Source organism: Actinoplanes sichuanensis (assembly GCF_033097365.1).
Taxonomy (GTDB): Bacteria; Actinomycetota; Actinomycetes; order Mycobacteriales; family Micromonosporaceae; genus Actinoplanes; species Actinoplanes sichuanensis.
Genome location: NZ_AP028461.1, coordinates 9,072,627 through 9,094,291, shown reverse-complemented (window position 1 = coordinate 9,094,291; position 21,665 = coordinate 9,072,627). Strand labels below are relative to the sequence as shown.

Sequence of the window (21,665 nt, the reverse complement as noted above, 5' to 3'; positions counted from 1 at the left end):
TTTCACGGAAAGGGCGACCGTCGTGATCTTCAAAGCGGTCCGGGACGGAGCCCCGTACCCCGATCACCAGACCACGCTCAAGGAGTGGGCGGAGATTCCGCCGCGCCCGATCCGGCTCGCTGACCTGATCACCACCAAGCGTGAGCTCGCACTCGACAAGCTGCTCGCGGAGGACTCCACGTTCTACGGTGACCTGTTTCCGCACGTCGTGGAGTATCAGGGGCATCTCTACCTGGAGGATGGGCTGCACCGGGCGTTGCGGGCGGCCCTGCAGCAGCGTAACCAGATCCACGCGCGGGTCCTGGTCGTCGAGGACTGAGTCGGTCGCTCTTCTCGGTGCCTCACCTGGCCTCGACCTCGCTTCGTCCTGACCCGGTCTGACCTCGCCGGTGGCCGGCTCTTGGTAGCGCTTTGTGTGGTTTTGGATGGTTCAGCGCGGTGGGAGGCCGGTGAATGCTCTCCGGTCGCGAATTGTCGTACCCCCTCCGTACCGTTAGGGCATGGCCGAATCGCCCACCCCCGATCACCCCACCAGCGAGTACCCGGCCGTGCCCGATCGGCAGGCCGCTGTGGAGACCAGCCCCGAGCCTCCCACCAGCCAACTTCCGGCGGCCACCGACCGACCGGAGCCCGCACCCCGCCCGAGCGGTTTCGCGCGGCTGCTGATCTTCGTCGGTTTCGTCTTCGCGCTGATCGTCGCCTCCTGCCTCGGTCTGCGTGCGATGAACGTGTTGCCCACGTTCGACAACCCGTTCGCTGAGGAGACGACCGACCGCAGCCAGCCGGTCCTGCTCCAGTCCATGCGCGATCTTCAGCGTTACGTGGCGGCCGACGGCACGTTCCAGGTGATCGTCGACCTTCAGGAAAACCGTGACAACATCCCCGACTTCCTGATCAACCGACGGACGCTGTTCGTCGGCTCGGGCACCGTCGAGACCTACGTGGACTTCAGCGGCCTCTCCGGCGACGCGCTGAAGATCGACGAAGAGAAGAAGACGATCGAGCTGACACTGCCCGCCCCGCAGCAGTCGACCGCCGCGCTCGATATGGAGCGCAGCTACGTGGTGGCCGAGGAGCGCGGCCTGTTCAACCGGATCGGCGACGCGTTCCGCGACGATCCGAGCAAACAGCAGCAGGTCTACCAGCTGGCCCAGCAGCGGATCACCGAGGCGGCCCGAGCCAGCGAGCTGGACGAACGAGCCCGGGAGAATACTCAGCGAATGTTGGAGAGCCTTTTCGCCAGGCTCGGCTACACGACAGTGACGGTGTCCTTCGCCAGCCCATGATCACGGTGCCGGTCCGGAGGCGGTGGCGGTCTGGAGGCGGGCCGGTCTGGAGGCGGCGCGGGCCCAGAGGCGGTGGCGGTCTGGAGGCGGGCCGGTCTGGAGGCGGCGCGGGCCCAGAGGCGGTGGCGGTCTGGAGGCGGCGCGGGCCCGGAGACGGTGGCGGTCCAGAAACGGTGGCGGTCTGGAAGGGGACCGCTCCGGAACTGGGCCGTTCCGGCCGGTGGGGTCACGTTCATGAGCAGGTCCGGCTCTTGGGAGTTGTCTGAGTCCCTCAGCGGGGCCGGGTCCTGAAGTGCTCTGGGATCTTGAACGGGCAGGCTCCGGGGCCTGAGGCGGCTGTGCTCTCCACCGGACCGGGGCAGGATCTTGAAGCGGCTGCGCCGTCGACTGGTTCTTTGAGCGGGCCGCGCTCTTGAACGGGTCGGTTCGGGCCGCTGAGGTGGGCTGTGCTCTTGAAGGGCCGAGTCCGGGGTCTGAACGGGTCGCGCTCTTGAACGGGTCGCGCTCTTGAACGGGTCGCGCCCGGGCTAAACGGGGTCGGGCTCGGACTCCTGAGCCCAAAGGCGGGCCGCTCCCCAAGGCCTCGTTGCCCGGGGGAGCGGCCCGTCGTTTGGTTCCGGGCATCCCGTCACGGGGGCAGAGGACGGGATGCCCGGGGCTTCTGTGGCGCGGTACTTCACACCTGCCGGTTGCCGGCGGAATCTCGTCGGCTTGCAGCCAGCAGGAAGGCGCTCGGCCTCTCGCCCGGCGGGCAGCGCCTTCAGTCAGGCCGGGCTCGGCCAGGCGGGCGCCGGCCATTGAGGCCGGGCTCGGCCTGGCTCCTGCCGAAACAGGTGCGGTCGCCGGTGCCTGACTCCTGGTGGAGCGGGGCGCGATCACCGGGGCCCGGCTCCCGCCGGAACGGGCGCGGTTGCCGGTGCCTGGCTCCTGGTGGAGCGGGGCGCGGTCGCCGGGTCCTGGTTCCTGCGGGAAGGGCGCGATCACCGGGTCCTCGCTCCTGCCGGAACGGGGACGGTCACCGAGGGCCCGGATCTTGCCTGGCCTCGGTGACCGCCCGCCGACGGACTGGTGCCGGTGGGTGTCGGTCGCTCCTGCCCGCCGGAAATCAGGATCGGCTGGCCGGGTCGGGGTTACTCGCTAGGCATCAGGGCCCAGAGGATCAGGTAGATCAGGAACTGCGGGCCGGGCAGCAGACACGAGACGACGAACAGGAGTCGCACCGTCCCGGGGCTCATCCCGAAACGCTGGGCCAAGCCGGCGCAGACACCGGCGATCCGGCGGTTGTGGCGCGGGCGGGAGAACGAGCGGGTCCTGAGGGGGCTGGTCACTTCATCCACTCCTTCGGCGGTGGCCTCGGCTTTCTGCCGTTGCCACTTCGACGGTAGGTACGGGAGCAGCGCCGTCCCTCGTCCCCGAGGTGGATGCCGGCTGTTCGACTCCCGTAAGGGTCTCCCGTACCCGTCTGGGGTCCGCTGTTAACCTGACGCCGTTTCGGCCCTGGTAGCGGGCAGGATGTGGGCGTCCTCGAGCGGTCCGAGGTCGTTGAGGGACCGGGAGACTGCCTTGCGTGCGGGTTCCCGGAGCTTCGGCCGGCGCCGATGTCCGTTCGCAGCATTCGTGAGTTTCGCGGCGTTCGTCCGACAGCGACCGAAAGAGTAGCGGCCAGCCGAGCAGTGCCCGGCAGGAGCGGCACTCGGTCCGAGCGGCGTTCCGCCGGACGCGATGTTCGACAGGGCGGCCGTTCAACGTTCGACAGGGCGGCCGTTCAACCGGGCAGCGTTCAGCAGTCGGCGGCGGCCGCGTTCACGCTCGCCGCGGTGCGGGACTGGCGAGCCTCCCGCTGAGTTCCCGGCTGGTCGCCAGTGCTGTCTCGCGGGTCTCGAGACGGCTCTGAGCGCCGGCCGGGGGTTTCGGGGTGGCGGTGAGTCGGGCTACGCCCGTGAGACGCCTTGCGGTCTCGGGGTGGGACCGCGTCGCGGTGTGGTCCGGGCATGTGTGGATTGCGGTTGGATTCGGATGGTCGTACCGGATAAGGGTGTGAACGTGCACACGCTGGACCTGCAGCGTTCGGGTTCTGTAATCGATTGATCACTATGTGCGAATGGCACTTTCGTCCGATGGTGAACCATCGAAGGCACTCGCAGAGTTAGGGCCCGATCGCCGACCGTCGTGGGCTCGGGGTCGACACTCGATCGCGGGAGGTTGACGGTGTCCACCGTCGCGCTCAAAGACGTCACCAAGATCTGGCCAGACGGCACCTACGCCGTCGACAACGTCAGCCTGGAGGTGCAGGACGGCGAGTTCATGGTCCTGCTCGGGCCGTCCGGCTGCGGTAAGTCGACCGTGCTGCGGATGATCGCCGGGCTGGAGGATCCCACGCGGGGGGAGATCCTTCTCAACGGCGAGCCGGTGCTGGAACTGCCGCCGCGGGACCGGAGCATCGCGATGGTGTTTCAGGACTTTGCGCTCTATCCGCACATGACGGTGTCGGAGAACATCGGCTTCCCGCTGAAGCTGTCCGGGATCGAACCGTCGCCGCGGCAGGACCGGGTGGACGCGATCGCCGGCGCGCTCGGCATCGGTGAGGTGCTCGGGCGACGGCCCAGCCAGCTCTCCGGCGGCCAGCGGCAGCGGGTGGCGATGGGCCGGGCGATGGTGCGCCGGCCGGGGATCTTCCTGATGGACGAGCCGCTGTCCAACCTCGACAGCGGGCTGCGCGCCGAGTTGCGCGCCGAGATCAGCAGCATGACCCGTGAGCTGGGCGTCACCACCATGTACGTGACGCACGACCAGGCCGAGGCGCTGACCATGGCGGACCGGGTCGCGATCATGCGCAAGGGGGTGCTGCAGGACCTCGGCACGCCGACCGAGGTGTACCGGCGCCCGGCGACCCTCTACACCGCCGCCTTCCTCGGTTCGCCGAAGATGAACCTGCTGGAGGCGGCGGTCTACGTGCACCTGGACCGCTACATCGCGCTGAGCTTCGGCGAGCAGACCCTGTACCTGCCGTGGAGCGACCCACGCGCGCGGGCGGTGGCCCGCTATCACGGCGAGCGGATCGTGGTCGGCATCCGGGCCGAGGCGCTCACCCCGGTCACCCCCGATACACAGGGGCACGTCTTCCAGGGGCGGATCCGCTACCTGGAGCACCACGGACACGAGTCGCTGGCCTACCTCGACATCGGTGCCACGGCGATCGTCGTGGACGAGATCGGTGCCGCGGTCACCGACACCCGCGAGTCGGGTGGCGGCGCTTTCAAGCGGCTCGGCGGGGCCCTGCAGCGGCTGACGCGCCCGGGCGGCGAGAATGTGGCCCCGGAGGGCCTGGGTGGGGTGGCGACCGAAACCGCCCGGCACCATCGCAAGCCGGCCGAGTTGGCCGTTCGTCTCGCACCGTATCCGCAGGTCTCGCACGGTCACCCGCTCGCCGTGTCGGTCCGGATGGACGCCGTGCACTTCTTCGACCAGCGTGGTGATCGGATCGATGTCGGCTGGCGCTGAGCGCAACGACCCGCGCCACTTCCGGGCGCGTTCCATGATGCCTCCCGCCACCGGTCGGCCACAGCGCGTAGGCTGCACCACGGTGGAGGACAGGATCGGCCAGAGCGTGCGTTCGGCTCTCGACGGGGAGCCGAGGGTCGATGCCGCCCCGCCCCGGGAGTGGCCGGTGCTGCTGGACCGCGCTTTCGGCCCCGATGACATCGCCGTCCTACGACATGAGGCGACCCGTCTGCTCGCGGCGGTCGGCCTCGCCGGTGACCGGCAGGACGGCTTCGTGCTGGCGGTCAACGAGGTGCTCACCAACGTCGTGCTGCACGCCGGCGGCAACGGCCGGGTGGTCCTGAAGATCGAGGACGGTTCGGTGTGGTGCGTGGTGACCGACTCCGGTCCCGGCATCCCCGGCGCCTATCTGGACGACCTGCACACCCCGGAGGCGTTCGAGGTCGGCGGGCGCGGATTGTGGCTGGCACATCGGCTCTGTGACGAGGTCACCACGGCGACCGGGCCGATCGGTACGTCGATCGGTCTGCGGATCATCTTGGATTCCGCAGCTTGAACGACTTGTAAACCATCGTGGAAATGTGAAGCAGCCCTTCGCCTCTCGCCCGGGATCGGGTCCGGCTACATTGGGCGCGTGCTCGGACTTCCTTCACAGGTGACCGCTTGCTTATTCGATCTTGACGGCGTGCTTACGCAAACCGCGCTGGTTCACAACGCTGCGTGGAAACAGACGTTCGACACGTTCCTGAAATCGTGGGCCGAACGCCATGAGCTACCTTTCGTGCCGTTCGATTCCGCGACTGACTATCACCGATATGTCGACGGGCGTCAGCGTGCTGACGGGGTCCGGACCTTCCTGACCTCGCGAGGCATCACGCTGCCCGAGGGCGATCCTGATGACACCCCCGATCAGGAGACCGTCAACGGCATCGGCAATCGCAAGAACCTGCTCGTGCTACAGAAGATCAAAGAAGGCGCCGTTCAGGTCTACCCCGGATCGGTGGAGTATCTGAAGGCCGCCAAGGCCGCCGGTCTACGCCGCGCGGTCGTGTCGGCGAGCGCCAACTGCAAGGACGTCCTGGAGGCGGCTGGGATCGCCGACCTCCTGGAGGCCCGGGTGGACGGTGTCGTCGCCCGTGAGCTGGGCCTGCCCGGCAAACCGGCGCCGGACACCTTCCTCAAGGGCGCCGAGCTGCTCGGACTCGACCCGGCGAACTGTGCCGTCTACGAGGACGCGCAGGCGGGCGTGGCCGCCGGGCGGGCCGGTGGTTTCGGCATCGTGATCGGTGTGGACCGGGTGGGCCAGGCCGACGCGCTGCGGGAGCACGGCGCCGACATCGTGGTGCAAGATCTCAAAGACCTCCTCTGAAATCAGTTACGAGAGGCACGACCGTGATCCGTGAACGGGCTTATCCCGTCGACCCCTGGCACATTCGGGAGACCCGGCTCGACCTGGACCTGCTGGCCCAGTCCGAGTCGGTGTTCGCGCTCTCCAACGGCCACATCGGGATACGCGGAAACCTGGACGAGGGCGAGCCGCACGGCCTGCCGGGCAGCTATCTGAACTCGTTCTACGAGTTGCGGCCGCTGCCGCACGCCGAGGCCGGATACGGCTTCCCCGAGTCCGGCCAGACCATGGTCAACGTCACCAACGCCAAGCTGATGCGCCTGCTCGTCGACGACGAGCCGTTCGATGTGCGGTACGGCGAGCTGCGCTCCCACGAGCGCTGCCTCGACCTGCGGGCCGGCACGCTGGAGCGGGTCGTCGAGTGGGTGTCGCCGTCCGGCCAGGGCATCCGGGTGCGGACCGTGCGGCTGGTGTCGTTCACCCAGCGCGCCGTGGTGGCCTTCCTCTACGAGGTGGAGCCGCTGGACGCGTCCACCCGGCTGATCCTGCAGTCCGAGCTGGTGGCCAACGAGCAGTTGCCGCCGATGAGCAAGGACCCGCGGGTCGCCGCGGTGCTGGACCGTCCGTTGCAGGCCGAGGAGATGTTGGAGCAGCCCACCGGCGGCATCCTCGTGCACCGCACCAAGGCCAGTGACCTGCGGATGGCCGCGGCCATGGAACACCTGGTGGAGACGCCGGGCCGGCACGCCATCACCACCGAGGGCCACCCGGACTGGCTGCGTACCACCGTCGCCTGCCGGCTGGAGCCGGGGCAGAAGCTGCGGGTGGTCAAGCTGGCGGCGTACGGCTGGTCCAGCATGCGCTCGCTGCCCGCCCTGCGTGACCAGGTCGGGGCGGCTCTGGCCAGTGCCCGCCTGGACGGCTGGGAGGGACTGGTCCAGCAGCAGAAGGACTATCTCGACGCATTCTGGGACCACTCGGACGTCAAGGTCGAGGGCGACTCGGAGGTGCAGCAGGCGGTCCGGTTCGGGCTGTTCCACACGCTGCAGGCAGGCGCCCGGGCCGAGCAGCGCCCGATCGGCTCCAAGGGCCTCACCGGGCCGGGGTACGACGGCCACACCTTCTGGGACGCTGAGACGTTCGTACTGCCGGCTCTGACCTACACCCAGCCCTCCGCGGCGGCCGACGTGCTGCGCTGGCGGCACTCGACGCTGGACCTGGCCCGGGAGCGGGCTCAGACGCTCGGCCTGCAGGGCGCGGCGTTCCCGTGGCGGACCATCCGGGGCCAGGAATGCTCCGGGTACTGGCCGGCCGGCACCGCCGGGTTCCACATCGCCGCCGACATCGCCGACGCGGTCCGCCGCTACGTGCAGGCCACCGGGGACTACGACTTCGAGCGTGAGGTCGGCCTGGAGCTGCTGGTGGAGACGGCTCGGCTGTGGCGGTCGCTGGGCCACCACGACCGGCACGGACGGTTCCACATCGACGGGGTCACCGGTCCCGACGAGTACACCGCCGTGGTGAACGACAACATCTACACCAACCTGATGGCCCAGCAGAACCTGATGACCGCGGTCGAGGCCTGCAAGCGCCATCCGGACCTGGCCCGGCGGTTCGGGGTGGACGACGAGGAGACCGCGTCGTGGCGGGACGCGGCGGCCGCCGTGCACATCCCGTACGACAAGGAGATCGGGGTCCATCAGCAGTGCGAGGGCTTCACCCGGCTCCAGGAGTGGGACTTCGAGAACACCCCGCCGGAGGGGTACCCGCTGCTGCTGAACTACCCGTACTTCGACCTGTACCGCAAGCAGGTGGTCAAGCAGGCCGACCTGGTCATGGCGATGTACATCCGGGGTGACGCGTTCACACCGGAGGAGAAGGCGCGCAACTTCGCCTACTACGACGCCCGGACGGTACGGGACTCGTCGCTCTCCGCCTGCATCCAGGCCGTTCTCGCGGCCGAGACCGGGCATCTGGAGCTCGCGCACGACTATCTGGGCGAGGCCGCCCTGATGGACCTGCACGACCTGCACCAGAACGCCCGGGACGGGGTGCACGTGGCGTCCCTGGCCGGCACCTGGATCTCGCTGGTCGCCGGTCTCGGTGGCATGCGTGACTTCAACGGCCAGCTGTCGTTCGCTCCGCGTCTGCCCAGCCGGATCAACAACCTGGAGTTCTCGCTGCTCTGGCGCGGTCTGCGGCTGCGGGTGAGCGTGACCTCGGACGAGGTGACCTACTCGCTGCGCAACGGCGGCGGCCAGGCCCGGCTCACCTTGCTGCACCACGGCAAGGAGCTGGAGGTCACCCAGGTGCGCCCGGTGACGATGCCGATCCCGGCGGCGGTGCCGGCCGGTCCGGCGCCGGCCCAGCCGCACGGCCGGGCGCCGGTCCGGCGAGCGCTGCACTGAGTCGACATACGAAACGGCCCCCGTCCGTACGGACGGGGGCCGTTCTTTGTGATGTCTCTAAAGCATCGACACGTGCACGTGGTCGGTGTGGTCACTGACCCCGTGGTAGTTGCTCCAGCCGTTCGCCGGGAACCAGATCTGCTTGTTCCAGATCACGTAGTAGATGCCGAGGGCATCGGCGTTACGCACCAGGAACGCCATCAGGTTGTTGCCGTACCGGAATTCCTTGTCGGTGTCGAACGTCGAGAACCCGGATTTCTGCAGCGACCAGTCGCAGGCGCGGCCCTTGGGATGCTCGAACGGACCACCGTCGCGATGGCAGCCGACGAAGTTGTTGAAGCCGGCCTTCTTGACTTCCTTGTACATGTGCAGCGTGCGCTTGGTGACGCAGCCGTTCGTGGTCGGGTCCTTCTCGGTGCAGCCCTCGGCCGAGAAGCCGCCGCTGGAGTTGCGGGGTGCCGGGGCGGCCTCGGGTGAGTTCGCGACCACGAGACCCTTGGTCACGCCTTTACCGCCGACCAGGGCGAGCGCGTCGACCGCGGCGTCCTTCTGCTTCTTCATCGCGGCGGCGTCCTGCTGCTGCTGCTTCACCTCGGCGTCGAGCCGGACCTTGCTCTCGGTGATGGTCCGGAGTGCCTCGTTGAGCTCACGCAGCTTGGCGTCGTGCAGCCGGTTGATCTCCTCCAGGGAGACCGCCTTCTCCAGGAAGTCGCCCGAGGAGTTGGCGTTGAGCAGGTATCCGATCGAGCTGAGGTTGCCCGTCATGTACTGCTCTTTGGCGATCTTGTCGACCTCGGGGATCAGCACGTCGCGCCGGGCCTCGGCCTGCTTGATCTGGTTGGCCAGCTGAGCCTGCGCCTTCACCGACTTGTCCACGGCCGCCTTGGCGGACACATAGCGCCGGTTCGTGTTCTCGATCACATCGGAGAGAATCGCGTCTCCGCCGCCACCGTTCTGCTCCTGCTCTTGAGCAGTGGACGACGAGCCGCCGGGCTCGGCCGAAGCCGGAGCCGAGGGTGCCGCGAGCATCACGACAGCCACCAGCGGCGCCAGGGCGTGTATCAGCCACCGGCGGGGACTTGCGGTCATCAACAGTTCCTTCCGTGTCACCGCCGACCGAGTTAGCTGACGGGTTCGGGACGGAAGCAATCCCTACCGCAAACTGCGGATACACCCCAGTGACCTGGTTCCCCGGCTCGCCTTTCGACGATTGGGCGGCGGCCTGCCGGCAACTCGGGGGCGGTGCCGTCCTGGCAGGACCGGCGGTCAGTTTACCCGAGATATCGCCGTGGATCAGACCCTGGGAACGGCCAAAAGTGTTACATCGCAACGACTATCCGTAATTGCTGTCACCGCTCGTGTCGAGGCCATTGCGCGGCGTACGAGAACTGTCGATCTGTCGATCGAGTGGGTATGGTCGGTGCGGTTCCCGCACGGGAGCCGCCGCCTAATCGCCGTAAAAAGGCGAGCCGGGGAACCAATATTCCCTGGGGTGAATCCGCTCACCAGCGGTAGGGATTTCCTTCGTCCCGAACCCGTCAGCTAACCCGGCCGGCGGCCGACGGAAGGAAATGCCTGTGCAGCAGAACACTGCGCGGCGATTAGCGGCGTTGCTGGCGCTGCTCGTCGCCGCGTGCGGACTGGCCGTCGCCTCGACGCCGGCCACCGCGGCCCCCCGGCTGCTCGCCGCCCCCGGCGACTCCGGTGACGACGGTGAGGGCGGCTCCGGGTCACTGATCGACAAGCTCGAGAAGGCCTCCAAGGGTTTCGTGGAGGCGAAGGCCAAGCTCAAGACGTCCAAGGAACAGCAGGCCAAGCTGACCGCCGAGCTGAAGAAGCTGGACGGCGAGCTCGGACCGCAGCAGGACAAGCTCGACCTGCTCGCCACCCAGGCGTACACCGCGGGCCGGGGCGGGCCGATGGCCGCGCTGCTGAGCTCCGACTCTGCCGAGGGCTTCCTGGGTCGCGCCGAGACGCTGGCTCTCGTGGCCGCCGACCAGAACCGGGCGATCGAGGATCTCAAGAGCACCCGGGAGACCCGGCAGAAGGCCAAGGACTCCATTGACATCGCCATCAAGGACCAGCAGAAGCAGGTCACCGTGATGGCGAAGCAGAAGGAGCAGGCCGAGGCCGCACTGAAGGCGGCGAATCAGGGCAACGACGCCAGTTCGTCGTCCGACGGCGGCGACAGTGCCGACGCGTCGCCCGGACCGAGTGGCAGCAGTTGCAATCAGACCGACCCGACCGGCACCGGCGGCTGTGTGACCGCGACCCTCCTGCACGCCTACAAGGAGGCCCGCGCCGACGGCTTCACCAGGTTCACCAAGTGCTGGCGAACGCAGAACAGCGGTGAGCACCCCAAGGGCCGGGCCTGCGACTTCTCGGCCGAGAAGGGCACGTTCGGCGGCGACGCCACCGGAGCCGACAAGACGTACGGCGACAACCTGGCGAACTACTTCATCAACAACGCCGACAACCTGAACGTGCTCTACGTGATCTGGTATCGCCGGATCTGGCTACCGAGCAGTGGCTGGAAGTCGTACAGCGGGGCGGGCGGAGACCCGTCCAGCGACCACACCAACCACGTGCATCTGTCGGTCAACTAGCCCGGCGCAGCAGGAGTGCGGGGCCTCACCTGCGGGTGAAGGCCTCGTACTCCTTCATCACCTCGGAGGTCGGGCCGTCGGCCCGGATCACGCCTGCCTCCAGCCAGATGCAGCGCTCGCAGGTGTCCCGGATCGACTGCTCGCTGTGGCTGACCAGGAACACCGTGCCGGCCTCCTGGCGCAGCTCCCGGACCCGCGCCTCACTGCGCTTGCGGAATTTCGCGTCACCGGTGGCCAGCGCCTCGTCGATCAGCAGCACGTCGTGCTTCTTCGCCGCCGCGATGGAGAACCGGAGCCGGGCCGACATGCCCGAGGAGTAGGTCCGCATCGGCAGCGACGAGAAGTCGCCCTTGTCGTTGATGCCGGAGAACTCGATGATCGCGTCCCGCTTCGCCTCGACCTCGGCCGGCGACATGCCCATCGCGAGGCAGCCCAGCTCGACGTTGCGGTCGCCGGGCAGCTCGTTCATCAGGGCCGCGTTGACACCCAGCAGCGAGGGCTGGCCGGCCGCGTAGATCGCGCCACTGGACACCGGCAGGAGCCCGGCCACCGCGCGCAGCAGGGTCGACTTGCCCGAGCCGTTGGTGCCGATCAGGCCGATCGCCTCACCCTTGTAGGCGATGAAGCTCACACCCTTGACCGCGTGCACCTCGCGGATGTTCGCGTTCTTGCTGCGGGTGGTGAGGCGCTTGAAGCTGGCGAGCGGGCTGGCGCTGACCGAGCCGGCCTGGTGGATCTTGTAGACGATATGGGCCTCGTCGGCGATGACGGTGGGGATCCGCTCGTTGTCAGCCACGGCCGTAGCCCTTCTCTCCGCGCCAGAAGTAGAGGTAACCGAGGACGCCGACGACCAGACTCCAGACGGTCGCCTGGATCCACAGCACGGTCGGCGTGTTGGCCAGCTCCACGTCGGTGAGCAGCGCGTGCCGGGCCAGCTCGATGAAGACCAGCAGCGGGTTGGCCTCGACCACCTGGAGCTGCCAGCCGCTCAGCACGTCGCTGAACTTGGAGACCGGGTAGAGCACGGCCGAGCCGTACAGCCAGAACCGCATGATGAACGGGATCAGCTGCTTCACGTCGCGGACCTTGGAACCGTAGCGGGCGATGAACAGGCCCAGGCCGAGGTTGAAGATCGAGTGCAGGAGCAGCAGGGGCACCAGCAGCAGCCACTCCAGGTTGATCGGCACACGCGTGAGCAGCACGATCCCCATCAGGACGAACAGCGCCACGATGAAGTTGCGGATCTCGACCAGCGCGGCGGACAGCGGCAGGCTGGCCCGGGGGAAGTGCAGCGCCCGGATCAGGCCGAGGTTGCCGGTGATCGCGTTGGCGCCGGTCTGGACCACCGACTGGGTGAACTGGAAGACGAAAACACCGATGCAGAGGTACGCGATGAAGTTCGGCACGTCACGATGGCCGCCCAGGACCAGGCCGAAGATCACGTAGTAGACGCCGGCGTTGATCATCGGGGTGAGCACCTGCCACACCGCGCCGAGTTTGGTGTTGCCCAGCGACGAGGTGATCTTCGCGCTGGCGTGCGCCCGGATGAAGTGCCGGTACGACCAGAGGGTCCGCGAATACTCCGTCAGGCTGGGAAGCCGTCCGGAGGCGCTCAAACCGTGGCGCCGGGCCAGCTCCTTGAGGGAGAGGCCGGCGTCGGCCGAGGCGACCGCCGTCTCTGTCATGGGGTGGTGCTCCGATCTGGTCGGCCCTTGGGGCGCGGCGGGATCCGATGCCTGGTGCGAGGACACAGCATGCAGCATGACAGGCCCCCGGCCGCGCCGATGAAACGGGTTCGTATCGACGTCGCTGTGACGGTAGCTGACCAAACGGCGGAACGCAACCGTTACGTCGTAGCGCTATAGTGACCGGGTGGCGACGATTAAGCGCGCACCTGCCGGAGCGGCGGTGCTCCGAGGCGACATCACCGTGGCGATCCGCAACGCGGTCATGACCGAGCTGGCTGAGGTCGGTTACGGCCGGCTGTCCATCGAAGCGGTTGCCCGTCGTGCCGGTGTCGGCAAGACGGCCATCTACCGTCGATGGAGCAACAAGCTCGAAATGGTAATGGAGATAATCTCGGATGTCGCGGAACGAAAAGTTCCACTTCCCGACACCGGGAGTTTCGCCGGCGACCTGTCGCTGCTCCTGATGATCGTCAGCACGGCGCTGCGGCACCGGATGGCGTCTCAGATCATCCCGGACCTGATGGCCGAGGCCGCCCGTAACCCGCAGATCGCCGAGACGCTCCAGCGTGCCCTGCGCACCCATCAACAGGCGGTCGGCGAGAAGCTGATCGGTCAGGCGGTGGCCCGGGGCGAGCTGCCGACCGGTACCGATCCGGCCGTCGCGGTCGATCTGATCCTCGGGCCCCTCTACTGGCGCCTGGCCGTGGCCCGGGAGCCGATCGAGGAGGACTACCTGGAGAAGTTCACCGTCGCGGTCACGGCGGCGCTGCGGGCCACCGGCTGATCCCTCGCACCCGTACGCGCACCGGTTCGCTCCTGATCGCAACTCAGGAAACCCAGGAGCGCGGGCCGTCGGTGCCGACCGGAGAGGCCGACCCCGACCGAACCGGAGCCCGAAGATCATGCCCACCACCTGCGAAACCCACGTCGACTTCACCGTGCTCGACGCCGCCTCTCTGCTCGCCATCGCCCTGGGTGGCACGGTGGGCGCCCAGAACGGGCCGGCGGCCACCCGCCCCAGGGTGGTCACCGGTGCCGCCGTGGTGGGCGTCTGGCGCAGCCCGGACGGGACGGTCAAGCTTCAGCTGCGCCGGGACGGCACGTACGCGGGTGAGGTGGCCGGCCGCCGTCGCCCGGCTCGCGGCACCTACCTGGTCGACGGGGAGTCGGTGGTGCTCCGCGACGACTCCGGTCTGCAGACCCCGGTGCACGTACACGACGGCGAACTGGAGATGGCCGGGCACCGCCTCCGGCCGGCCGGTGTCTAAGGAGCCGCTCCGGCACGCCGATGGGTGGGGGACACCGACCCGGGGGGATGAATGCGGCACACCAGGATCGCGCTCGTGCTGGCGGCGGCCTCGCTGACGTTGGGCGGCTGTGCCGCGCTCGGTCTCGGCAAGGACGAGACCGGTGACTCGGCGGCGACCGTCGGCGGCGGCAAGCAGTGGATCGTGGTGGATCAGGGCCGGGCGACGCCATCGCCCTCGGAGAGTTTCGGCAAGCCGACCGCCACTCCGACGGTGTCGCTCTCCGCGCCGACGCCGGACCCGAGCTGCACCAGGATCTGGCCGCGGACCGAGCCGGTGATGATCCCGGTCGAGGTGACGCCGGGCGCCGGATCGCTGACCGTCGAATGGCCGACCCAGTACAACTCGAACTACCGGGTCACCGCGGTGCTGCAGGGTGTCGTGTCGGGCCGCCAGCCGGAGCCGGTGTGGCAGGCCGTGCCGGCCGGGACCGGATGCTCGGTGCGTACCACGATCACCGGGCTGACCTCGGGTGCCGCCTACATCGTCTGGCTCGACGCGCCGAACACCGGCCGCGAGCGGGACGGCACCAGGCACCTCTACAGCGGCCGTTCCGGCGTGGTCTACCCGCAGTAGCGGCTCACCACTGCGTGCCGGCCCGCTCGACCGTCAGCACCTCCAGACGGTCCGGGCCGAGCCGGTATTTGGTCATGCTGGTCAGCGCCGGGCCGTAGACGTGCACGCTCACCGCGGGGCGGCCGGAGCGGTTCTCGATGCGGTGGATGTGGTGGCTGCCGAACCGGCGGCTCGCGCCCTCGCCCAGTTCCCGCGACACGACACGTGGTGTGCCGCCGCCGACCGACACGGTGTCCTCGGCGAGAGTCCCGGCGTGCACGTGGAACGCGCCCGCCGAACCACCGTGGTCGTGGATCTCGGTGCCCTGCCCGGGCATCCAGGTGAGCAGCCAGACCTCATGGTCGTCGGCCACCGCGAGCCGGTGGTACCAGCGCTCGACCGGATCGAACCGGGGCGCGACGGCCCACTCGGCGGCGGCCGCGGAGAAGCGCTGAGCGATGGCGACGTGATCGAGCGTCACGGGGGTCCTCCTCTATAAACCCTATAGATCTGATAGGTTTTACCACATGATCGACCCCCGCGTGTGACGAACCCCGGGACCACGGTGTCGCGAGAAAGAAGCTTGTCGAGCTTTGCCTCTTTCAGGAGAGGGTGCGAAAAACTTCGTTCCGCAACGAGGGCGACACACTCCGTGCGCTAAATCGGTGGATGTGTCACCAGATCGGCCTAGGCCTATCAGCCGTTCCGCCGAAATACGCTGCTCAGACGGTCCCTGCCGAATAGTGAACGCTATATGGTGACCAGCGCGCCCGGAACCGGCCGCCGGAGGCCCCCTCCTCCGATGTCCCGACAACGAGGACGGACACGTGTTGAAGTCTCGCCGCGGACTGCTCGCCGCCGGCATATCCGCAGTCGTGATCGGCACCATCGGGATCGTCTCGACTCTCGACGCGGGCGCGGAGCAGATCCCGGAGAGCCCGGCCCCCGCTTCCTCCGCCCCGGCCGAGGAGCCGGCGTCGACCCCGCCGGCCCGCCTGCCGTGGGGCGCCGAGCCCGAGGACATCCAGACCGGCCGGGACGGGGCGAGCAGTGGATCGCTCAAGACGTCCGGCCTCGACGCGGCCGCTCCCGACGCGAGTGGCGCCGAGGCCGGCGAGGCGTATGCGCCGAAGGGCCGCACCTCCTCCCGCACCAGCACGCTCAAACGGGAGGAGACCAGTGTAGTGCCGCCGGCACCCCCGGGGATCAACTCGAAGGCGGCCGCCAACTCCGAGGTGCTCTACCACTACAACGTCGCCTCGCAGGACGTCGTGACCCAGGGCGCCTACGCCAACCTGACCATCCACAAGCCGACGCTGGCCAAGGACGACTTCCACACGCTCGCCGAGCTGGCCGTGGTGGCGAGCAAGGACAAGGTCGACCAGGCCGTCGAGGTCGGCTGGACGGTGGACCGGGTGGTCAACGGCGACGACGACCCGCACCTGTTCGTCTACTCCTGGGTCGACGGCGTGCCCCAGTGCTACAACGGCTGCGGCTTCGAGCAGTACAGCAAGAACATCCGGCCCGGTGACACGCTTCCGATGGACACCACGAAGCGGTTCGGCATCGAGTTCTACGACAACGCCTGGTGGATCGCCTACGACTCCGAGTGGGTCGGCTACTTCCCGGCCAAGCACTGGACCATCGACTTCTCCAAGACGACCACGGTCAAGATGTACGGCGAGGTCGCCTCGAACTCGATCAACACCGTGCCGTGTACCCAGATGGGCAACGGCACCACCGGGAGCCTGGCCAACACCACCGCCGCCCGGATCGGCAGCATCTCGCTGATCGGCACGACGACGGCGCCGGAACCGACCACCTACACCCTGGGCTCCCCCGAGTACACGCTCTACAAGCTGAGCGCCCGGACGCTGAGGTACGGCGGCGGACCCGAGACGGCGGACCGCAAGAAGGCCTGCCTGGCGTCCTGACCGACGTCCCCGTGAACAACCGATGCCCGGTCCCCGATTCGGGGGCCGGGCATCGACCTTTCCAGGTTTTCCGGGCCACGCTTGAACCGGTCCACATGCCACGATGTACATCCGGGTGGCCGGGCCGAACCCGAGGGGAGAGCTGGCGCCGATGAAGCGACGGGTGAACCCCGACGAGCAACTGATGACCGCGCTCTACACCGAACACTATGCCGTCCTGATCAACTTCGTCTCCCGGTACGTGAATGACCGGCACAAGGCGGAGGACCTGGTTCAGGAGACGCTGTTACGAGCTTGGAAGCACATCGACCACCTCGACCCGGAACCGGGACGGACCAGGTCGTACCTGCTCACCATCGCTCGCAACGTGGTGACCAACGCCTGGCGCGCCGAACAGCGCCGGCCGAAGCTGGTCGCCGATGAGAACGCGGTCAACTCGGTGCCGTCGGCAGACAATGTTGATCAGATGGTGGAAGGCTGGCTGGTGGCGGAGGCGCTGGAACGCCTGTCGCCGGAACACCGGGCGGTGATCCAGCAGATGTACTACGAGGGCCAGAGCGTGGCGGACGCGGCCCGAAGACTCTCGGTGCCGGAGGGCACGGTGAAATCGCGCGCGTATTACGCCGTACGCGCGCTGCGTACCGTCTTCGAGGAGATGGGGATGCTGCGATGAGCGACCTCGACGACCACCAGACACTGCACAGGTTGCTCGGCGGGTATCTCCTCGGTGGGCTGGACGAGACGGACACCGAACTGCTCGATGCCCATCTCGCCGACTGCGCGGAGTGCCGGGCTGAATTGGATCGGCTGTCACCCGTACCGGAGATGCTGCAGAAGATGCCGGACGCGCGGGATCTCGGTGGCAGCGCGGCGCTCGCGGTCGGTCCGGCCGCCAGGCCGAGTTCGCAGAACATCGAGACGCTGCTCAGCCGGATGCGGGCGGAGAAGTTCAAGGAGACCCGGGTCAACCGGGCCCGCTGGCTGGCGGTCGCCGCGGTGACGTTGGTCGCCGCCGCGGGTGTCACCTACGGCATCTTCACCAACGGCGCCAACCCGCCCGGCAACGACCCGGGAGCGCTGCCGACGGCCAGCGTGCAACTGCTCAACGCACAGTTCCAACCGGCACCCGGCAGCGGGCTGACCGGCGACGCCAAGATCACTCCGAAGGCGTGGGGGGTCGAGGTGTCGCTGGATGTGAGCCGGATCAGCGGCAACGGGCCGTTCCTGTGCCTGGTCCGCAACCGCAGCGGGCAGACCGAGCAGGCCGCGGTCTGGGGCGACACCCCGACCGGCGAGGCGAAACTGATCGGCTCCAGTTCGACGAAGGCGGCCGACGTCGAAGCCATCCTGATCACCGACAAGGACGGGAAGGTGCTCGGCACGGCGACGGTCTGACAGCGGAAACCCGGTTGCCGGGGCGGGTTCAATGACAGGCATGAAACTCAGCCCCGGTGACCGCGTCGCCGTCCTCTCGCCCTCGTTCGCCGCGCCGGCGCTCTTCCCGGCCGTGCACGAACTGGGCCTGCGCCGGATCCGTGACGAGCTCGGCCTGGAGCCGGTGGAGTTCCCGACCACCCGCGTGCACGGCGCGTCGCCGGCCGACCGGGCCGCCGACCTGACGGCGGCGTGGGCCGACCCGTCGATCCGGGCGGTTTTCGCCACGATCGGCGGCAACGACCAGATCACCGTGCTGCCGCACCTCGACCCCGAGGTGTTCCGGGCCGATCCGAAGCCGTTCTTCGGCTTCTCGGACAACACGAATCTGCTGAACTGGCTCTGGTTCCACGGGATCCCGGCGTTCCACGGCGGTTCGACCATGGTGCACCTGGCCCGTGGCGCCGGCGTCGATCCGGAGCACCTGACGTCCCTGCGGGCAGCCCTCTTCGAGAAGACCGAGCTGGAGATCCGCCCGGTCGAGGCGTTCTGCGAGGAGGAACTGGGCTGGGACCGGCCCGAGGCGCTCACCCGGTCACCGTCGGCGGTTCCGAGTCCGGGGTGGTTCTGGCACCAGCCGGATCGGGTGGTGACCGGCCCGTCCTGGGGCGGCTGTCTGGAGATCCTGCACTGGAACCTGGCCGCCGGCCGCTGGATCCACCCGGCCGAGCGATACGCGGAGTCGGTGCTGCTCCTGGAGACGTCGGAGGAGATGCCGTCGGCCAAGGAGGTCTTCACCATGCTGCGCAACGCGGGTGAGCGTGGGCTGTTGCGGCAGTTCCCGGCGGTGCTGGTGGCGACCGCGAAGGGCACCGCCCTGTTCGATCCGCGGCCGGTCGAGCAGCGTGCGACCTACCGTGCCGAGCAGCGGGACGCCGTGCTCCAGGCGATGGCCATGTACAACCCGGAGGCGATGGTGGTCTTCGGGGTCGATTTCGGGCACACCGCACCGCAGTGGGTGCTGCCCTACGGCGGCCGGATCACCGTCGACGGCCCGGCCCGGCGGATCACCGCGGCCTACTGATCAGGCGGTGTGCCGGTAGGGCACGGCCGAGGCCTCCTCGATGAGGGCGTGACGGGTCGCCAGCAGGGCGGCCCGAGCCGCCGCGGCCGATCGGGCGGCGGCACTCGGGCGGGTCTTCAGCAGCGCCTCCAGGCGGGCGGTGAGCTGGGCCCGACTGAACGGCTTGGGCAGGAAGTCGTCGGCGCCGGCGTGCAACGCGGTCATGATCTGGTGGCGGTGCACGTCGGCGCTGATCACCATGATCGGCAGCATCTCGGTCTCGGCCGAGCCGCGGATCTGGCGGCACAGCTCGATGCCGGAGCCGCCGGGCATCCGCACGTCGATCAGGGCGGCGTCGATGCCGCCCACGGCCAGCCGAGCCAGGGCGCCGGACGCGTCGCCGGCGGTCACCACGTCGTAGCCGAGCCGATGCAGGGCGAGTGTCAGTAACTCTCGATGGTCGACCTCGTCGTCGGCGATCAACACGGTGGGCACGGATACCTCCGAGAAATCAGCGGACTGCCGTTACTACTGTTCGGCAACCCGGCGGGGCCGCTGAGCGCGAATAGGGTGGGGGTATGCGTGCTGCCGTTTTCGCCGAACCGGGCCCCGCCTCCGTGCTGCAGATCGTCGACCGTGAGCTGCCGCTGGCCGGCGCCGGGGAGGTGCGTGTCCGGATCGTGCTGTCCGCGGTGAACCCGACCGACACCGGGACGAGGGCGGGCCGTGGCGTGCCGGACGGGGTGTCCCCACCCCGGGTGCCGAACCAGGACGGCGCGGGCGTGGTCGACGCGCTGGGGGTCGGCGTGGCCGACCTGGAGCCGGGCGATCGGGTGTGGGTGTGGGACGCCGGCTACGGCCGGGAGAACGGCACCGCCCAGGAGTACGTGGTGCTGCCCCGCCACCAGGTGGTGCGGATGAACGATGACATTCCGTTCGAGGTCGGTGCAGATCTGGGCATTCCGGCGCTGACCGCACACCGCTGTCTGACCGTGGCCGCGGACGGGCCGGACCGACTGGCGCCGGGCGCCCTGGACGGCTGGACCGTGCTGGTCGCCGGCGGTGCGGGCGCGGTCGGTAACGCGGCGATCCAGCTGGCCAAGTGGGCCGGCGCCACCGTGCTCACCACGGTCAGTTCGAAGGAGAAGGCGGTCCTCGCGATGGCCGCCGGAGCCGACACGGTGATCGACTACCGGGAGGAGGACGTGGTGGCCCGGGTACATGACGTCTGCCCGGCGGGGCCGCGCCTGATCGTCGAGGTGAACACCGACAACCTCGACACCGACCTGGACGTGCTCGCACCGGGTGGCAACATCGCGATCTACGTGGGCGGGAAGTTCAGTGTGCCCAGCTTCAAGGCGATGCTGAAGAACGCGAGCCTCGACTTCGTGCTGACCTACACGACCACGCCCGAGGAGAAGGCGAACGCGGTCGCGGCGGTCGCCGAAGCCGTCAACGCGGGCGCCTTCCGGGTCGGCGAGGAGGCCGGGCTGCCGATCCTCCGCTTCCCGCTGGAGCGGGTCGCGGAGGCGCACGAAGCCGTGGAGAACCACGCCGTCGGCAAGGTCGTCATCACCGTCACAAACCCCTGAGCAGGGCGTCCGCGACTCGTTCGACCCCACGGCCGTCGACTGCGGCCCATCCTCGGACGGCCAGGGCGGTCCGTTCGCCGGGCTTCAGCAGCAGACGACGCAGCGTGGTCACGGCGTTCTCGTCGAACGCGCCGAGACGGCCCAGGCCCGCCGCGTAGCCACGGGCGATCGTCCGCTCGTACCCCTGGATCTGATTGTCGACCACCTGGACCAGCGCGGCGGCCCGGCCCAGGCAGAGCAGTTCCCACGTCGAGGTGCCGCTGGCGCTGACCACCAGGTCGGCGTCGGCGAGCAGCTCGGGGAGCCGATCGGTCGGATCGATGATCTCGAACCGTTGGCCTTCGCCGGCCGGGACCGCGAGCAGTTCGGCGCGCAACGTCGCGTCAGCGGCGACGACGATCGCTTCGAAGGGCGCCGCGGCGGCCGTGAGCAGCCGCGCGATCTGCGGCGCGGCACGGTAGGCGTCGGTTCCACCGAAAAAGGCGACGACCTTGGGGGTACGGTCGAACGCGCTCACCGGTGCGGCCTGAGGTCGGAGCCGGCGCACCGATGAACGCAGAAGCGCATAGTCGAGCCCGGCCAGGCGGATCGTCCCGGAGTCGAGCACGGCATCGAGGTTCTGATCGACGTAGATGTCCGCGTCCTGGCCCCGCGGGTCACCGTCCACGATGGCCAGCACCGGTGTCCCGGCCGCCCGGACCGCCTTGCTGTGTGCCGGCGGCAGCGTGTACGAGTCGATCACCAGCGCGTCGAGCCCGAGCCGCTGAACCGCCGAGACCAGGCCGACCTCGTCGTACGGCGCCGGATGCCAGGGCAACCCACGCTGCTCGAGCTGCGCCTCGGCCCACGCCACCCCACCGAGATCGCTGAGGAAGTGCACGCCGACTCCGCGCGAGGTCAACTCCTCGGCGAGGGCCACACAGCGCACGAGATGACCCACCCCGGTCCGGGCCCCCGCATCACACCGGATCCCGACCGAGATCATGCTGTGCCTGCCTGGGCA

The 21,665-nt window shown here is 68.8% G+C and carries 22 protein-coding genes and 2 riboswitches; of the genes, 15 read left to right on the top strand and 7 right to left on the bottom strand.

The features are described 5' to 3' along the window. Nucleotides 1–22 precede the first annotated feature (22 nt). Both Q0Z83_RS41785 and Q0Z83_RS41780 read left to right on the top strand, forming a co-directional pair. The gene (locus tag Q0Z83_RS41785; protein WP_317788963.1) at nt 23–319 is read left to right on the top strand and encodes a type II toxin-antitoxin system VapB family antitoxin; all 297 of its coding nucleotides are present in this window, start codon (nt 23–25) and stop codon (nt 317–319) included. 181 nt (nt 320–500) lie between these two features. Continuing rightward, nucleotides 501–1,286 carry a DUF4230 domain-containing protein gene (locus Q0Z83_RS41780; RefSeq protein WP_317788962.1) on the top strand — a complete coding sequence of 262 codons (786 nt, stop codon included), beginning with the start codon at nt 501–503 and terminating at the stop codon, nt 1,284–1,286. Nucleotides 1,287–2,416: 1,130 nt separating this feature from the next. Here the strand turns inward: Q0Z83_RS41780 and Q0Z83_RS41775 are convergent. Beyond that, nucleotides 2,417–2,614, bottom strand: a complete 198-nt coding sequence (locus Q0Z83_RS41775) for a PspC domain-containing protein (RefSeq protein WP_317788961.1) — start codon at nt 2,612–2,614, stop codon at nt 2,417–2,419. Between the two features lie 880 nt (nt 2,615–3,494). Here Q0Z83_RS41775 and Q0Z83_RS41770 point away from each other — a divergent pair. The 4 genes from Q0Z83_RS41770 to Q0Z83_RS41755 all read left to right on the top strand — a co-directional run bounded on the left by Q0Z83_RS41770 (nt 3,495) and on the right by Q0Z83_RS41755 (nt 8,543). Next, nucleotides 3,495–4,787 carry an ABC transporter ATP-binding protein gene (locus Q0Z83_RS41770; protein WP_317788960.1) on the top strand — a complete coding sequence of 431 codons (1,293 nt, stop codon included), beginning with the start codon at nt 3,495–3,497 and terminating at the stop codon, nt 4,785–4,787. 82 nt (nt 4,788–4,869) lie between these two features. After that, nucleotides 4,870–5,343, top strand: coding sequence for an ATP-binding protein (locus Q0Z83_RS41765; protein ID WP_317788959.1), 474 nt, complete (start codon nt 4,870–4,872; stop codon nt 5,341–5,343). A gap of 78 nt (nt 5,344–5,421) precedes the next feature. Next, complete coding sequence (locus tag Q0Z83_RS41760) at nt 5,422–6,156, top strand: beta-phosphoglucomutase family hydrolase (protein ID WP_317788958.1); 735 nt, start codon at nt 5,422–5,424, stop codon at nt 6,154–6,156. 23 nt (nt 6,157–6,179) lie between these two features. Beyond that, nucleotides 6,180–8,543 carry a glycoside hydrolase family 65 protein gene (locus tag Q0Z83_RS41755; RefSeq protein WP_317788956.1) on the top strand — a complete coding sequence of 788 codons (2,364 nt, stop codon included), beginning with the start codon at nt 6,180–6,182 and terminating at the stop codon, nt 8,541–8,543. Nucleotides 8,544–8,600: 57 nt separating this feature from the next. Here the strand turns inward: Q0Z83_RS41755 and Q0Z83_RS41750 are convergent, their stop codons facing one another. Further along, the gene (locus Q0Z83_RS41750) at nt 8,601–9,632 is read right to left on the bottom strand and encodes a coiled-coil domain-containing protein (RefSeq protein WP_317788955.1); all 1,032 of its coding nucleotides are present in this window, start codon (nt 9,630–9,632) and stop codon (nt 8,601–8,603) included. 6 nt (nt 9,633–9,638) lie between these two features. Then, nucleotides 9,639–9,770: riboswitch (cyclic di-AMP (ydaO/yuaA leader) on the bottom strand. A gap of 207 nt (nt 9,771–9,977) precedes the next feature. Next, a riboswitch (cyclic di-AMP (ydaO/yuaA leader) is annotated at nt 9,978–10,116 on the top strand. Here Q0Z83_RS41750 and Q0Z83_RS41745 point away from each other — a divergent pair. Continuing rightward, nucleotides 10,115–11,149, top strand: coding sequence for a coiled-coil domain-containing protein (locus Q0Z83_RS41745; protein WP_317788954.1), 1,035 nt, complete (start codon nt 10,115–10,117; stop codon nt 11,147–11,149). (Overlaps the previous riboswitch by 2 nt.) A 25-nt stretch (nt 11,150–11,174) precedes the next feature. On the opposite strand, the gene Q0Z83_RS41740 is transcribed toward Q0Z83_RS41745, so the two are convergent. Continuing rightward, nucleotides 11,175–11,945 carry an ABC transporter ATP-binding protein gene (locus Q0Z83_RS41740; protein WP_317788952.1) on the bottom strand — a complete coding sequence of 257 codons (771 nt, stop codon included), beginning with the start codon at nt 11,943–11,945 and terminating at the stop codon, nt 11,175–11,177. Beyond that, nucleotides 11,938–12,834, bottom strand: a complete 897-nt coding sequence (locus tag Q0Z83_RS41735; protein ID WP_317788951.1) for an ABC transporter permease — start codon at nt 12,832–12,834, stop codon at nt 11,938–11,940. Before Q0Z83_RS41735 ends, Q0Z83_RS41740 begins: the two co-directional genes overlap by 8 nt. Before the next feature lie 223 nt (nt 12,835–13,057). On the opposite strand from Q0Z83_RS41735, the gene Q0Z83_RS41730 reads away from it, so the two are divergent. From Q0Z83_RS41730 to Q0Z83_RS41720, 3 genes are all read left to right on the top strand, one after another. Continuing rightward, the gene (locus Q0Z83_RS41730; RefSeq protein WP_378079330.1) at nt 13,058–13,621 is read left to right on the top strand and encodes a TetR/AcrR family transcriptional regulator; all 564 of its coding nucleotides are present in this window, start codon (nt 13,058–13,060) and stop codon (nt 13,619–13,621) included. A 118-nt stretch (nt 13,622–13,739) separates the two neighbouring features. Further along, nucleotides 13,740–14,105: an Atu4866 domain-containing protein gene (locus Q0Z83_RS41725; RefSeq protein ID WP_317788949.1), complete on the top strand. Its 366-nt coding sequence runs from the start codon at nt 13,740–13,742 to the stop codon at nt 14,103–14,105. A gap of 51 nt (nt 14,106–14,156) precedes the next feature. After that, complete coding sequence (locus Q0Z83_RS41720) at nt 14,157–14,720, top strand: hypothetical protein (protein ID WP_317788947.1); 564 nt, start codon at nt 14,157–14,159, stop codon at nt 14,718–14,720. A 4-nt stretch (nt 14,721–14,724) separates the two neighbouring features. Here Q0Z83_RS41720 and Q0Z83_RS41715 read toward each other — a convergent pair whose 3' ends face one another. Beyond that, entirely contained in the window at nt 14,725–15,180 is a 456-nt protein-coding gene (locus tag Q0Z83_RS41715; protein ID WP_317788946.1) for a cysteine dioxygenase, read from the bottom strand. A gap of 346 nt (nt 15,181–15,526) precedes the next feature. On the opposite strand from Q0Z83_RS41715, the gene Q0Z83_RS41710 reads away from it, so the two are divergent. The 4 genes from Q0Z83_RS41710 (at nt 15,527) to Q0Z83_RS41695 (ending at nt 19,091) form a co-directional block, all read left to right on the top strand. After that, on the top strand, nt 15,527–16,633 hold the full coding sequence (locus tag Q0Z83_RS41710; RefSeq protein ID WP_317788945.1) for a neprosin family prolyl endopeptidase: 1,107 nt from the start codon (nt 15,527–15,529) through the stop codon (nt 16,631–16,633). Between the two features lie 151 nt (nt 16,634–16,784). After that, nucleotides 16,785–17,306, top strand: coding sequence for a sigma-70 family RNA polymerase sigma factor (locus Q0Z83_RS41705; protein ID WP_093620254.1), 522 nt, complete (start codon nt 16,785–16,787; stop codon nt 17,304–17,306). After that, nucleotides 17,303–18,028 carry a zf-HC2 domain-containing protein gene (locus Q0Z83_RS41700; protein ID WP_317788944.1) on the top strand — a complete coding sequence of 242 codons (726 nt, stop codon included), beginning with the start codon at nt 17,303–17,305 and terminating at the stop codon, nt 18,026–18,028. The genes Q0Z83_RS41705 and Q0Z83_RS41700 overlap by 4 nt, the downstream gene beginning before the upstream one ends. A gap of 40 nt (nt 18,029–18,068) precedes the next feature. Beyond that, nucleotides 18,069–19,091 carry a S66 family peptidase gene (locus tag Q0Z83_RS41695; protein ID WP_317788943.1) on the top strand — a complete coding sequence of 341 codons (1,023 nt, stop codon included), beginning with the start codon at nt 18,069–18,071 and terminating at the stop codon, nt 19,089–19,091. Here the strand turns inward: Q0Z83_RS41695 and Q0Z83_RS41690 are convergent, their stop codons facing one another. Continuing rightward, nucleotides 19,092–19,565, bottom strand: coding sequence for a response regulator transcription factor (locus Q0Z83_RS41690; RefSeq protein WP_317788942.1), 474 nt, complete (start codon nt 19,563–19,565; stop codon nt 19,092–19,094). It abuts the gene before it with no gap. An 83-nt stretch (nt 19,566–19,648) separates the two neighbouring features. Between Q0Z83_RS41690 and Q0Z83_RS41685 the strand changes: the two genes are divergently transcribed. After that, nucleotides 19,649–20,662 carry an NADPH:quinone reductase gene (locus tag Q0Z83_RS41685; RefSeq protein ID WP_317788941.1) on the top strand — a complete coding sequence of 338 codons (1,014 nt, stop codon included), beginning with the start codon at nt 19,649–19,651 and terminating at the stop codon, nt 20,660–20,662. Here the strand turns inward: Q0Z83_RS41685 and Q0Z83_RS41680 are convergent. After that, on the bottom strand, nt 20,649–21,647 hold the full coding sequence (locus Q0Z83_RS41680) for a PseG/SpsG family protein (RefSeq protein ID WP_317788940.1): 999 nt from the start codon (nt 21,645–21,647) through the stop codon (nt 20,649–20,651). The two genes, Q0Z83_RS41685 and Q0Z83_RS41680, sit on opposite strands and share 14 nt — an antisense overlap. Between the last annotated feature and the right edge of the window lie 18 nt (nt 21,648–21,665).

Coding starts and splice junctions, on each gene's coding strand:
- Q0Z83_RS41780 (WP_317788962.1), top strand. CDS start 501: ATGGCCGAATCGCCCACCCCCGATCACCCCACCAGCGAGTACCCGGCC.
- Q0Z83_RS41750 (WP_317788955.1), bottom strand. CDS start 9,632: ATGACCGCAAGTCCCCGCCGGTGGCTGATACACGCCCTGGCGCCGCTG.
- Q0Z83_RS41745 (WP_317788954.1), top strand. CDS start 10,115: ATGCCTGTGCAGCAGAACACTGCGCGGCGATTAGCGGCGTTGCTGGCG.
- Q0Z83_RS41735 (WP_317788951.1), bottom strand. CDS start 12,834: ATGACAGAGACGGCGGTCGCCTCGGCCGACGCCGGCCTCTCCCTCAAG.
- Q0Z83_RS41725 (WP_317788949.1), top strand. CDS start 13,740: ATGCCCACCACCTGCGAAACCCACGTCGACTTCACCGTGCTCGACGCC.
- Q0Z83_RS41720 (WP_317788947.1), top strand. CDS start 14,157: ATGCGGCACACCAGGATCGCGCTCGTGCTGGCGGCGGCCTCGCTGACG.
- Q0Z83_RS41705 (WP_093620254.1), top strand. CDS start 16,785: ATGAAGCGACGGGTGAACCCCGACGAGCAACTGATGACCGCGCTCTAC.
- Q0Z83_RS41700 (WP_317788944.1), top strand. CDS start 17,303: ATGAGCGACCTCGACGACCACCAGACACTGCACAGGTTGCTCGGCGGG.
- Q0Z83_RS41695 (WP_317788943.1), top strand. CDS start 18,069: ATGAAACTCAGCCCCGGTGACCGCGTCGCCGTCCTCTCGCCCTCGTTC.
- Q0Z83_RS41685 (WP_317788941.1), top strand. CDS start 19,649: ATGCGTGCTGCCGTTTTCGCCGAACCGGGCCCCGCCTCCGTGCTGCAG.
- Q0Z83_RS41680 (WP_317788940.1), bottom strand. CDS start 21,647: ATGATCTCGGTCGGGATCCGGTGTGATGCGGGGGCCCGGACCGGGGTG.